Raw genomic sequence first — 13,458 nt, 5'->3', positions numbered from 1 at the left:
GTGTCATCAGCAACAGTAGCGAATTTTATCGATGCCTCAAGGCTAACTGCTGGGTTCCGAACACTCACTCGCTACGTAAACTCTTCACCGGGTTCATGAGCGCCGCCTTGATACTCTGATAGCCCACCGTGAGCCAGGCGATCAATAGCGCCGCTACGCCGACGCTTACAAATACCCATGCGTTTATTTCGACGCGGGAGGTATAATTGTTGAGCCACTGCTGCATCCCGAACCAGGCCAGCGGCACCGCGATGAGCAGCGCAACCAGTACGAGTTTGAGAAAATCGCGGGAGAGTAACATCACGACCGAAGCCACGGTCGCTCCCATCACTTTACGAATGCCGATTTCCTTGGTACGCTGCTCAATGACCAGCAGAGCCACGGCAAAAAGACCCAGGCACGATAGCAGAATTGTGATGCTGGAAGCCATGATAAAAATTTGGGTCAGGCGCTCTTCATTCTGAAACCATTCGTCGATGTTCTCATCCAGAAACGAAGCCATGAATTCCGCTTCGGGCGCTACTTCTCGCCATATTTTTTCCAGTTTGCCCATAGCACTCGATAGACTTTGATCCGAAACCCTGACGAATACATAGTTGATCGCTTCCGTATGAGAGAGGTGCATGGTGATAGGCATCCGCTCCTGGGTGACCGAGTACAGGTAAAAGTCAGGTACCAGACCAATGATCTGATAGCGCGAGCCGGAAGTATCGGTCTCGAAGTACTTACCCACGGGTTCCGTTTCGCCGATTTTTTTAGCCATGCTTTCGGTAATAATCACCCGGTTGGTAGAGTCTGTCCGAAAAGCCGGGTCGAACTCCCGGCCCGAAAGTAATTTGATACCCAGGGTTTTGAGATAATCGTAATCCACGAGCAGCCACTCGGTCGACACTTCTTTCTCCTTGTACGTAAAGCCCAGCGACACCCGCGAACTTACGTTGTCCTTGCCCTTACCCAGATTGATCCCACTGCCCGTCACCGACACTACTGACGGGTCATCAGCCAGGCGGTTGCGCATCCGCTGCAGGACCTGCCGGCCATCGGCCCGGTTGCCGATGGGTATACTGATGACCTGTTCTTTGTCAAATCCCAGCGGGAGTTGGCGTAAAAAGCGTAACTGCTGCACCGCAATAACTGTACAGCAAATCAGTAGGCACGAAATAGCAAACTGACTAACAATAAGAGAATTGCGCAAACCGCCGGGACGCTTTAAAGAAAGTTTACCTTTCAGAACCACGACAGGATTGTAGCCCGCCATGGTTATGGCCGGATAACCACCCGCGATGAACGTCACTAACAGGAATATGCCCAGCATGAGCAGGATGAATCCTTTCTGCATCAAAATGATATCGGCTAGGTTGACGTTGGCCCCAAAGGTTGCATTGAACAGCGATACCAGCTGGAAGGCCAGCACCACGCCTCCTACAAAGCCCAAGAAGCACAGCAGGATCGATTCTCCCCAGATTTGAACGAAGAGTTGCTTTTTGGTCGCGCCGACCGATTTGCGCACCCCAACTTCCCGCATCCGGGTAAAGGAGCGGGCCATATTCAGGTTAATGAAGTTGATGCAGGCAATCAGCAGAATGAACAGCCCGATTCCGATGATGGCGTACACCACCGCGAAGGGAGTACCTTTTCCACCTGACAATTCCTTCCCGAAATGAACATCAGACATGCTCTGAAGGCGTATCGCAAAAACATCCCCCTGGTCGTCGGGTTTACCACCCTGCGTTTGCAGTTTACTGATGTTATCCGGGTAATACTTTTTTGCAAATTGACGCAGTTGACCTTCAAAGGTCTGCTCGCTAACCGAAGGTGCCAGCTTAAGGTAGGATTTACCAGAATAAGCATCCCACTTGTCTTTGAAAGCGTGGTAGTTGTTCGTGCTTTCGATCCGGATTAATGCATCAAAATGGATTGAAGAATTATCCGGTATATCCCGGCAAATTCCCGTGACCAGATAGGTTTGCTGATCCTTGCCGCTGCCCAACTGCAATGGTTTGCCGATGGGTTCCGCATCACCAAATACCGACCGGGCCATGCTTTCGGTAATGACCATTCCATTCAAACCCCGCAGGGCCGTTTGCCGACTGCCCTTACTAAGAGGAAATGTGAACACGTTCAGAAAGCCTGAGTCCACGCCCACCACCATTCTGTCGAGACTCTTCTCCTGGTAGGTTACTAGGCTTTTGGTTCCTCTCCAAATACGGGTTTCCGCGGCTAGTTCGTTGGAGAATTCGGATCGAAGTGCCGGAACCAGGGGGAGGGGCGTTGCCGTTGAACGATCCGTTTTTTCAGCATGATTCGTGACAAAATAGAGTTGAAAAATCCGCTCAGAGTCTTCGTGAAAGTCATCGAAGGTCAGCTGCCTATAAGCCGTAAGAAACAAAAAGACACAGACGCAAAAAGCCACCGAAAGGCCAAATACATTGATGGCCGCGTACCCTTTGCTTTTCCAAAGGGTACGCAGGGCTATTTTGAAATAGTTTCTGATCATGGCTGTATCTGTTTTTTTTAAAAGCCTCAATAGAATTGCTTCTGTACATAATCCTTTCTCCTGCCGGAGAAAGGAAACTTAACAGTTCGTAGGGTACTTATTCCAAAAAGTACCCTATCGAACCAGTATCACTACCCTTTGCCGCGTGGTGGTCCGCCCTCTGCCCCTGGCTACTCGCTCCGTAGGCTTTTCACCGGATTCATCAGCGCGGCCTTCACGCTCTGGAAACTTACCGTCAGCAGGGCAATGCCCACGGCCAACCCGCCCGCCAGTGCGAAGACCCACCAATTGATGTCTACTTTATAAGCAAAATCCGCCAGCCACTCCTTCATGGCGTACCAAGCAATGGGCGAAGCGATGAGGATGGCGATCAGTACTAGTTTCAGAAAATCTTTGGAAAGTAACGCCACGATGCTGGCCACGCTGGCTCCGAGTACCTTGCGGACGCCGATTTCCTTTTGACGCTGAATAGTGCTGAATACGGACAATCCCAAAAGCCCCAGGCAAGAGATGAGGATGGCCATCCCGGCGGCCAACGAGAAAATATCGATTAACTTCTGTTCGGCCAGGTATTGCTGCTTGAAGGCCGCATCCAGAAAATTAAAATCCAGCACATAACCCGGAAAAAGTTTTTCCCAACTAGCTTTTAAGTGGTTGATGGCCGCCGTTGGATTATTGCCTTCGTAGCGGAAAGCAACCACCCTGGCTCTGGGCATGGCGTTCAGGACGAGGGGGCGAATATTGTCATGCAGGCTATGCTGATGGTAATTTCTCACCACACCCACTACTTTTCCATTGATGCCCGAGACCGAAAGCTTCTTGCCAATCGCTGCCGGTGGGTTCTCCCAGCCAAACGCATTGACGGCCGCTTCGTTGATCAAAAATGTTTCTGCTTCGTCAGCCTTACTGTCTGCCACAAAATCGCGCCCCGCCAGCAGGCGCAGGTTCAGGGTTCGGGTATAATGCTGATCGACCGGTATGTGCTCAACCAAAATGCCTTTGCCCGGAGCGTTGCCTTCGCCGTAGGCAAACTGCCCGTCCCAACCCATTTGCCCTGGTACCGCATTGGCAGCCGTGGCGGCCGTGATCTGGCTGTGGGTGAGGAGTTCACTGCGAAGCGTGGCGGCCAGCGCGCTACGGTTGCGGGACGACACGCCGCTCAAATCGACCGTAAGAATGTTTTGCTGATCGAAACCCAGCGGCTGCTGTTGCATGAACCGAACCTGCTGCCAGGCTGCAACCGTACAAATGATGAGACAAACCGAAGCCGCAAACTGCGCAACGACTAAGCCTTTACGCAGTAAAACACCTCGGGCAGAGCGCGCAAAACGTCCTTTCAGCACCGAAATGGGCTGATAGGCCGTAAGTACCCAGGCAGGATAAACCCCAGTGAGTGGAATGATGGTGGCTAAAAACGCAACGATGAGCAGCAGCCCTTCTATTCCCAGAAGATCGCCATAGCCAAACGATTTACCCGTAAATGCGCTGAATTGGGGCAAAAGTACTAGGGTCACGCCCAGCCCCAGTGCCGTAGCGGTAATGCAAACGATAGCTGCTTCGGTCAAAAACTGTTGGATGAGTTGTTTCTTTTGCACGCCCAGCACTTTCTTTATTCCTACTTCTTTGGCTCGCTCGGTGGCACGGGCGGTCGTGAGATTGATGACATTCAGGCAAGCGATCAGCAGCACAAACAGCCCGATAGCGATAAAAAGATAAATCGAGTCGATGTTTCCCAGGGGGCCGTCCTCGGTGGGCATCCCCGAACGCAGGTAGATATCGGTCAAGGGACGGAGCTGTAAAGTGCTGCTCATGCCCGTCTGCTCCACCATGGCTTTGCCGCGTTGGCCCACTAAATCTTTAATTTTAGCAGAAAAAGCATTCACGTCGGTCCCGGGTTTCAGGAGCAGGTAGTTGGCTACGTTGAGATCAAACCAGCCCGACGCATACTCATAGACCATATCTTCGGGGTAAAGAGCATGAAGCGAAGCCAGCGACTGCACCAGGTCGAACCGGAGGTGGCCGTTCGTGGGTACTTCCTTGAACACGCCCGTCACGCGGTGGGGTAGCGTGTCGTTTACCATAAGTACCTTGCCCAGTCCATTGCCCTTGCCAAAATACTTCGCCTCGGCGGCCGGGCTGAGGATTACGCTGAAAGGTTCGGCCAGCGCCGTGGCGGGGTCGCCCTGGGCCAGTTCGTAGCCCAATACGGTCAGGAAGTTCTGGTCGGCGGCCAGTCCTGCTTCTCTGATGTACGTTTCCTGATGTTTGAGCTGTGGTGACCAGCCTCGGAGGTAAGTCACCTGCTCCACTTCGGGGTAGTCGGCTTGCAGAACTTTGCCGACGGGCCAGCCGACCGCCGGAAGTTTCATTTGGGTACCATCTGGTGTAATCGTGGTACTTTCAAGACGATAAATGCGGTCGGCGTTGGGTAGAAAGCGGTCAAAACTCAGTTCATCCAGTACCCACAAGCCAATGAACAAGCTACAGGCCACACCCAGCGCCAGACCAAATACGTTGATAAAGGAGAAAAGTTTGTGCTTTAGCAAACTCCGTTTGGCGATTTTAAAGTCGTTGATCAGCATAGGTTTTTATCTGATGTAGTTGGTTTGTTGCGAGCAAAGTGTCAGAAGCCGTGGAAGTTGTATTGCTTCTTGGCCGCAAGGCTGTCATCGTTGGTTGAGAATCACTCGCTCCGCAGGCTCTTCACCGGGTTCATCAGCGCGGCCTTTACGCTCTGGAAGCTCACCGTCAGCAGCGCAATGCTCACGGCCAATCCACCCGCCAGCGCGAACATCCACCATTCGATATCGATCTTGTATTCGAATTTCTGCAGCCACTGATTCATAATGTACCAGGCCAGGGGCGAGCTTAGTACCAGAGCGATCACGACGAGACGGATGAAATCGGTAGAGAACAAGCCGAAGATGTGGGCTGCCGAAGCGCCCAGCGCTTTCCGTACCCCGACTTCTTTGGTGCGCGATTCGGCCATAAAAGCCACTACCCCATAAAGACCCAGACAGCCAATAAAGATGGCGATACCCGCCAGTAGTTGCAGCAGGGCATACATCCGCTCCTCGCTTTTGTAAAAACTCGCCAACGTCTCGTCCAGAAATTCGTAGGAAAAAACAAATTCGGGGTAGGTGGCCGTCCAGGCGGTTTCGACCTTTTGAAGTACCTGGCGGATGGTTTCGGCACCTCCCTTTTCAGTCGAAAGTTTAATGGCCATGGTCCGGTAATGGCCGCGCCGGGTAGTCAGGACGCTCGGTACGACCTCATCGCGCAACGAGAACATGTTAAAGTCCTTCACTACGCCCACAATAGGCTTTTTCACATTTTCTCCAGCCACCGTCATCATTTTTCCAATCACCTGCTCGGGCTTCTGAAAGCCCAGTCGTTTCATGAATGTCTCGTTGATCACGAGCTCACGAATGGTGTCAGCGGGTAGGTACATGCGTCCGGCTAGTAGCTTCAGGCCATAGGTACGAACGTAGGCGGTGTCGGCCGGGCGCATCAGAACGCCATAATCGGGATCTTTGTCTTCATTCTCGAACCGAAAACCCGTCGTCCAATTGCTCGTGGAGGCAGGAGTAGTCATGCCGAAACTAATGGCCGCGATACCCGGTACGTTGGTGAGCTGAGCGCGCAGATTCGCCAGTTGGCCCGGTTCATTCTGCGGTACCGTAACGGTTATGATGGCATCGCGGTTAAAGCCCAGGTCCACCAACCGGAAGTACTTCATCTGGCTGTAGGCCACGATGGTACCGATGATCAGTAGTTGGGAAATGGCAAATTGGCCCACGATCAGTCCCCGCCGGAGTGTGAAGTACCGGTTGGTACCCGATGACAGGATTTTACCTTTTAGCGCCAGAATGGGCTGGTACCCCGACAGAACCAGGGCGGGATAAAAACCAGCCAGCAGGGTAGTCAGCAGCCCCAACGCCAACAGAAAACCGAGTGCCATCGGGCTGAATAAGGTCACAGTGCCCGGTTTGATATTCAACAATTCGCCTACGTAAGGGAGTGAAAGCTGCGCGACCACTAACGCCAGAACCACCGCAATCATAGTTAGCACGCTCGTTTCGCCCAGAAACTGCCGTACCAATTGCGCCCGGGTACTTCCCAGTACCTTCCTGACACCTACCTCCCGCGACCGGCGGATGGCCTGAGCCGTAGCCAGATTGATGAAGTTGATACAGGCCGTCACCAGAATAAACAGGCCGATCAGTACCATGGACCAGATCATTTCGATGCTGATGCTCCGTTGGGCAAAATTCGAGGTATTGGTGGCGAAGTGAATATCAGTAAGCGGCTGCAGGACGTACCGTAGTTTTTGGGCATCCTCCGGCCTATGGTATTTATTGACAAAGCCAACCAGCTGCTTTTCCATCCGGGTCGCTGACGCCTCCGCCCCATGCTCCGAGCTGGGTAGCATCAGGTAAATTTGGGCTCCGCCATAGGTGGACCGCCAATCGTCTGGGGAAGAGCTGTTGCCATACGCCAGAATAGAGGCATGAGATAGGAAAACGTCAAAAGGCAGGCTAGTGGTAGGTGTGGAGGACTGAACAATTCCCGTTACCACAAAATCCATCCGATTCTCCAGCCGAATGGTTTTGCCCATCGGGTCGGTATCGCCAAAGTATTTGTGGGCGATTCGATCGGAAAGTACCACCGTGTTCGGATTGGCCAAGGCCGTTTGCGGGCTGCCTTTTTCCCAGGTGTAATCAAAAAGATTGAAATATTCCGGCTCGGCAAAAGTGATGACGCCATCGTTCTCCTGAAACCGCTTGGTGTCGGTACCGGTCTGATTGCTCACTGATACCACCGCCGACTTGACCCGGCTAGCCATCGTGAGTTGGTCTTTCAGTTCCGGGAAATCATTTCGGAGGGCAGCCAGGGCCGGAAATGTTATCCCGGTATTCGGTTTGCTCTCAGGATCTGATTTGTCGACCCCCAACATGCGGTAGATGCGGTCGGCGTTGGCATTGTGCCGGTCGAAACTCAGTTCGTAGCGGATCGCCATGAACAGCAGTAGACAACACGCCAGGCCTAGCGTCAGGCCGGATACATTGATAATGGAATAGCTCCAGTTGCGCTTCAGAGCGCGGAGGGAGGTAATAAAATAGCTTTTAAGCATAAGCTCCGGTTGTTTAGGGCCAATAGCCGATATAATAGATCTTTGAGAATGATATTGGTTCCAGCCGACCTAGGATCAATTCACTCGCTCCGCAGGCTCTTCACCGGATTCATCAGCGCGGCCTTTACGCTCTGGAAGCTCACCGTCAGCAGGGCAATGCCCACGGCCAACCCGCCCGCCAACGCAAAGTACCACCAACTGATTTCAATTTTGTAGGCAAAATCCGCCAGCCACTCCTTCATGGCGTACCAAGCAATGGGCGAAGCGATGAGGATGGCGATCAGTACCAGTTTCAGAAAATCTTTGGAAAGCAGCGCCACGATGCTGACTACGCTCGCGCCAAGTACCTTCCGCACGCCGATCTCTTTGGTGCGTTGCTCGGCGGTGAAGGTGGCGAGGCCGAAGAGGCCCAGACAGGCGATGAATATAGCAATTCCTGAAAAAATCAGGAAAAGGTTACCCCTGCGCTCGTCAGCTTTATACTGTTGGGCGAAGGTTTGATCGAGAAAATAGTAATCGAACGGTTGGCCGGGATTTAATTCTTTAAAAGTGCTTTCAATATAAGCTAAGCCGGAAGAAATGTTATGGGGCGCTAGCCGAAGCAGCATGTTGTCACTCTGCCCTTGGTCGAGACGTAGCACCAGTGGTTCGATTTTCTCTCGTAGCGAACGAATGTGGAAGTCTTTTATGACACCCGCAATAGGCACTTTTTTGGTATCCACCTCAACCAATCCGGTTGTGAGGTTCTTCCAGCCCAGCCTTTTTAGCATGGCTTCGTTGACTAGAACCGCTTCAGTCGAGTCAGCGGCTGAGTTCGCCGAAAAATGACGACCCTCTTTCATCCCGATTTGCAAGGTTCGTAAAAAGTCAGCATCTACGGAGAAGTATTCGGTACTTACGGGCTGTTCCTTGCCGTCCTTGTAAAAACTGAAAGTCATCTTATTATTCATCCCTTTCCCAATTGTGCCACTGCTCAGACTAGCTTCGGAAATGAGCGCACTTTGCTTTAGTTTATTTTTTAGCAAGGTGGCCATTTGCTGCACCGAGGGTGATTTGAGCGGAATGGTAAGTACCTGATCTTGGTTGAAGCCCAGTTTATTATTCTGCATAAACTGCAATTGCTGATATACGACGACTGTCCCGACAATCATGATGATTGAAATCGTGAACTGCACTACTACCAACGACTGCCGCATCAGCGCCCCCTTGCCGCCCGTCGTAGATGCACCTTTCAAAACGTCCGTCGGCCTGAAGCCTGATAGCACGAAGGCGGGATAGAGTCCACTGATTAAGCCGACCGCCAGTGTCAGCCCCAGCAATTGAAGGGCTGTTGGCCCGTTCCAAAGATTTAGGGATAGTGCTTTTTCAGTCAATGTGTTGAAAGCTGGTAGTAAAGCTTGCAGCAATAGCAGACTAATTCCCAGCGCCAAAAAAGCTAGTAGCGTCGATTCGGCCAGAAACTGAGCAACTAGTTGGAACCGCTGTGACCCAACGGCCTTGCGAATGCTGATTTCTTTAGCCCGGCCCGCCAAACGAGCGGTGGTCAGGTTAATGTAGTTAAAAAGGGCGACCAACAAAATAAATAATCCCACCGCCGAAAAAGTATAGACGTAGGCCATGCTACCGCCATTTTCTTCCCCCATGAGGTGGGAGGAATAGAGATGTAGGTCGATTAAAGGCTGAAAGGTGATGGCAAAATGTATATCCGAATTGCCTTCATCACCGATGGCCTCAGCGATGTATTTTTTGTAGAAGGCCGCCATTTTCCTCTCCAGTTTTGCGCCTCCGTCCTCTTGGTCTAACATCAGGAAAGTTTCCGAACTAAAGCTACCCCAATTACTGAAATTGGCTCCGCTCACCGCTTCGTTGGTGTACGGCAGAATGGCTCCAAAATGAAAATGGTGGTTGGCCGGAGGGTCCTTGATGACTGCCTTTACGGTAAAGGGCATATTTTCTTTTACCTTTACTGTTTTGCCTTCCACTCCTTCGATTTTGCCAAATAAAGCTAATGCCAGTTTTTGTGTAAGTACCACGCCGTTCGGATCACGGAGGGCACCGCTGGGGAAACCCTCAATAAATTCGTAGTCGAAGAAAGAGAATAGCGTTGAGTCCGCATAGATGACGCTTGGCGTGTAAAGAGACTTTTCCTCCGCCAGGAACAGCGTCTCGCCACCCGTTTTTACTCGGAGGGTACTCTTAATTTCCGGGTATTCGCGTTGCAGGCTCGGCCCCATTGGTGGAGCAACTACTCCCAACCGATACTCATTCCCTGACCACTTGATATGGGTGTTGATTCGAAAAATCTTATTGGCATTGGAATGATACTGGTCAAAACTGACCTCGTCAAGCACCCACAGACCAATCAACAAGCTACATGCCAAACCAAGCGCCAATCCTAGAACATTTATTCCGGAAAATACTTTATTGCGCAGCAAATTTCGCCAAGCTATTTTGAAATAATTCTGAATCATTTTCAAGCGATTAAATTATTGAAATAAGTATATCACTCGCTCCGCAGGCTCTTCACCGGATTCATCAGCGCGGCCTTTACGCTCTGGAAGCTCACCGTCAGCAGGGCAATGCCCACGGCCAACCCGCCCGCCAGAGCAAAGTACCACCAACTGATTTCAATTTTGTAGGCAAAATCCGCCAGCCACTCCTTCATGGCGTACCAGGCAATGGGCGAAGCGATGAGGATGGCGATCAGTACCAGTTTCAGAAAATCTTTGGAAAGCAGCGCCACGATGCTGACTACGCTCGCGCCAAGTACCTTCCGCACGCCGATTTCTTTGGTGCGTTGCTCAGCGGTGAAGGTGGCGAGGCCGAAGAGGCCAAGGCAGGAAATAAAGAAAGCTAACCCTGCAAACCATTTGGCCAGCGTGCCAACCTGCCGCTCGCTTCGGTACATCCAATCGAAAGCCTGATCCAGAAAAATGAAGTTAAGCGGAAACCCTGGATTTACCTTTTGGTAGGTTTGTTCCATCGCACTTAGTGTACCCGCGATGTTGCGTCCATCAATGCGGGCAAAAAGGAGTTGCGTTTCCGACGGCTGGAACCGAATGATGAGGGGCTCAATACGCGAGTGGATAGTGGTTAAGTGAAAATCTTTCACGACCCCAATCACCGTACCGGAAATACCATCTACCGTAATCGGATGACCAACCGGATTTTCAAAACCAAAACGCTTTGCGGCTTCTTCGTTGAGTAACACATTGGCCGAATCGGTTCCAAAGGAGGACGAAAAGTCCCGTCCCGCCTTAAGGTGAATGTCCATCGTAGCGAGCAGGTGCTCATCACCGTTCAAGATCCCAGTCAAGGCCCGTGAACTGGACGTTTGTCCAGGCCAGTCGGGATATATGGCCCTACCTACTCCCAGAAAGTCGGTGTTGGCTCGAGTCACACCTTGTACTCCCGGGAGTTGAGCAAAGGACTCCATCAAGGGTTCAATACTGGAAATATCGACATTGCCGGTATTAAAGTAGATCAAATTGTCTTTTTGAAAGCCCAGGTTGATATTCTGAATAAACTGAATTTGTCTATACACGACCATCGTCCCGATGAGGAGTAGGATGGCGGCCGTAAACTGGGTTACCACCAAAGACTTACGCAACCAAGCCGTCTTCTGGCCGCTCCTGTCGCGCAACCCTTTAAGTACCCATGCGGGCCGGAAAGAGGACAGTACAAAGGCCGGATATAAGCCTGCTGATAATCCCAGGAAAACTAAAATACCCCCATAGGCAACGTAGTAGCGTGGGTTCTGCCAATCAATGGAGATCAGCATCTGAGCGGGTGCACCGAAGTAGGGTTTTTCCAGCAGCTCGTTGTAGAAGGGGAGCGCCGTTGACACCAATCCCAGGGCCAACAGGCCCGCTATGAACGTCAGCAGCATGGATTCGCCCAGAAACTGGCACATCAATGTTTCCTGGCTTGCTCCGGCGGCCTTTCTCACTCCGACTTCCTTGGCCCGCTGCGTGGCCCGGGCGGTAGAGAGATTCACAAAGTTAATACCGGCGATGAGCAGAATCAGTACAGCAACCAGGCCAAATAGCCAAACGTAGACAATCCGGCCTCTGCCGCTGTATTTTCCGTCTTTAAAGTTCGAGCGCAGGTACCAGTCGTTGAGGGAGTGCAGAAAGTACGCCCGGTCTTTTAAGGTAGGTAAGTGCCGCTGAATTATTCGTTGAAGCTGCGTCTGAACCGTGGCCGGGTTAGCTTCCGGGGTTAGTAGGGCAAATAGCTGGATGTTATTTTCTCCCCAATCTGTCGATTGCAATTCCTCGGCGCGGAAGGGGCGCAGGTACCCAAAATTCAGCGATGATGTGGGAGGAATATCCGCGATCACGCCCACTACCCGGTAAGTCTCCGCTCGCTCCAATTGAATCTGTTTGCCAATCGGATTTTCATTCCCAAAATACTTGCGAGCCAGTCGTTGGGTCAACAGCAGCGTGTTGGGTTCGGTCAGGGCGGTCGCCGGGTTGCCTTGTAAAAGTTCAAAACTAAAAATCTTCAGGAAGTCGGGTTCGGCGGCTCGTCCCTCCTCCATGATCGATTGGTCGCCGAAGGAAAACAGGGACCGCTCTCCCCACGAATAACGCGTGGCGCGTTCAATGCCAGGTACCTTGGCTTTGATTTCCTCGGCCATAGGCATCGGCACGGCATCATAGGTCTGCGTTTCATTCGCTGGTGAGGATAGGTTCAGCATGATCCGGTAGATCCGATCATGCTGAACATGGAATCGGTCGTGACTGACTTCGTACTTTACCCAAAGCAAAATCAACACCGTGCTAGCCAGCCCCACGGCCAGGCCAAAGACGGTGATGCTGCTGTAGAGCTTGTTGCGCCAGAGATTTCGCCAGGCTATGGTAAGGTAGTTCCGGATCATACGCTTTGCTCAGTTTATGAAGTACGTTTGGGACTAATCCGTTAAAGTACCCTGGGCACAGGGAGGCGTTTCTCCGGTACTTTTCATGCTTAACCCTGAACGTTCACTTCCTCCTGCTCTTTTCCTTCTCCATAGCCCTTTCTGGCCAGGTACCTAGATCTAGATATGGATTTTCTCTGTGACCACTTTCCCGTCGAACAGGTTCACGATCCGGTGGGCAAATCCCGCGTCGTAGGGGGAGTGCGTCACCATGATGATGGTGGTGCCGGCCTCGTTGAGCTGGCGGAGCAGGTTCATGACCTCCTCGCCGTTTTTGGAGTCCAGGTTTCCCGTCGGCTCATCGGCCAGGATGGTTTTGGGCGTGGCTACTACCGCGCGGGCAATGGCCGTCCGCTGCTGCTGCCCCCCGGAGAGCTGCTGCGGGAAGTGGTTGCGGCGGTGCATCATGCTCATGCGCTCGAGGGCCGTTTCTACGCGTTCCTTGCGCTCGGCGGCGGGGGTTTTGAGGTAGAGCAGGGGTAGTTCTACGTTCTCGTACACCGTCAGTTCGTCAATGAGGTTGAAGCTCTGAAACACGAAACCGATGTTGCCTTTACGAATCTGGGCGCGCTGCCGTTCCGACATCCGGGCTACTTCCGTACCGTAAAATTCGTAGGAACCTTCACTGGGATTGTCCAGCAGCCCCAGGATATTCAGGAGAGTAGATTTCCCGCAGCCCGATGGCCCCATGATGGCCACAAACTCCCCATCCTTGATGTCCAGGTCGATGCCGTTCAGGGCGGTAGTTTCCACTTCTTCAGTAGAAAATATCTTTTGCAGGTTGTTGATTTTTAGCATGGCAGGTTGTTTTACAGAGGATGAATTATGTGTTTAGACTGGGTTTCTGATCCTAAAGGGGTACTTATACGGAGGAGGTACTTTGGGAGCCCGGGGGATGTTCTCCCA

Annotated in this window: 6 protein-coding genes; all 6 read right to left on the bottom strand. The window is 52.0% G+C overall.

From position 1 onward, the window contains the following. Nucleotides 1–64: 64 nt before the first annotated feature. Nucleotides 65–2,497, bottom strand: a complete 2,433-nt coding sequence (locus HNQ92_RS18185; RefSeq protein ID WP_184175851.1) for an ABC transporter permease — start codon at nt 2,495–2,497, stop codon at nt 65–67. 170 nt (nt 2,498–2,667) lie between these two features. After that, nucleotides 2,668–5,079 carry an ABC transporter permease gene (locus HNQ92_RS18180; protein ID WP_184175849.1) on the bottom strand — a complete coding sequence of 804 codons (2,412 nt, stop codon included), beginning with the start codon at nt 5,077–5,079 and terminating at the stop codon, nt 2,668–2,670. Nucleotides 5,080–5,180: 101 nt separating this feature from the next. Beyond that, the gene (locus tag HNQ92_RS18175) at nt 5,181–7,631 is read right to left on the bottom strand and encodes an ABC transporter permease (protein ID WP_184175848.1); all 2,451 of its coding nucleotides are present in this window, start codon (nt 7,629–7,631) and stop codon (nt 5,181–5,183) included. A gap of 80 nt (nt 7,632–7,711) precedes the next feature. Continuing rightward, the gene (locus HNQ92_RS18170; protein WP_184175847.1) at nt 7,712–10,102 is read right to left on the bottom strand and encodes an ABC transporter permease; all 2,391 of its coding nucleotides are present in this window, start codon (nt 10,100–10,102) and stop codon (nt 7,712–7,714) included. 32 nt (nt 10,103–10,134) lie between these two features. After that, nucleotides 10,135–12,513, bottom strand: a complete 2,379-nt coding sequence (locus HNQ92_RS18165) for an ABC transporter permease (protein WP_184175846.1) — start codon at nt 12,511–12,513, stop codon at nt 10,135–10,137. Between the two features lie 159 nt (nt 12,514–12,672). Beyond that, nucleotides 12,673–13,350 (bottom strand): ABC transporter ATP-binding protein, encoded by a 678-nt coding sequence (locus HNQ92_RS18160; RefSeq protein ID WP_184175845.1) that lies wholly within the window; start codon nt 13,348–13,350, stop codon nt 12,673–12,675. Nucleotides 13,351–13,458 lie beyond the last annotated feature (108 nt).

The organism is Rhabdobacter roseus, assembly GCF_014202275.1.
GTDB lineage: Bacteria > Bacteroidota > Bacteroidia > Cytophagales > Spirosomataceae > Rhabdobacter > Rhabdobacter roseus.
Note: the sequence above shows the minus strand (reverse complement) of the source record. Positions and strands in the feature narration are given on the sequence as shown.

What these genes read in the sequence shown, in the direction of transcription:
- HNQ92_RS18185 (WP_184175851.1), bottom strand. Translation starts at nt 2,497, where the DNA reads ATGATCAGAAACTATTTCAAAATAGCCCTGCGTACCCTTTGGAAAAGC.
- HNQ92_RS18180 (WP_184175849.1), bottom strand. Translation starts at nt 5,079, where the DNA reads ATGCTGATCAACGACTTTAAAATCGCCAAACGGAGTTTGCTAAAGCAC.
- HNQ92_RS18175 (WP_184175848.1), bottom strand. Translation starts at nt 7,631, where the DNA reads ATGCTTAAAAGCTATTTTATTACCTCCCTCCGCGCTCTGAAGCGCAAC.
- HNQ92_RS18170 (WP_184175847.1), bottom strand. Translation starts at nt 10,102, where the DNA reads ATGATTCAGAATTATTTCAAAATAGCTTGGCGAAATTTGCTGCGCAAT.
- HNQ92_RS18165 (WP_184175846.1), bottom strand. Translation starts at nt 12,513, where the DNA reads ATGATCCGGAACTACCTTACCATAGCCTGGCGAAATCTCTGGCGCAAC.
- HNQ92_RS18160 (WP_184175845.1), bottom strand. Translation starts at nt 13,350, where the DNA reads ATGCTAAAAATCAACAACCTGCAAAAGATATTTTCTACTGAAGAAGTG.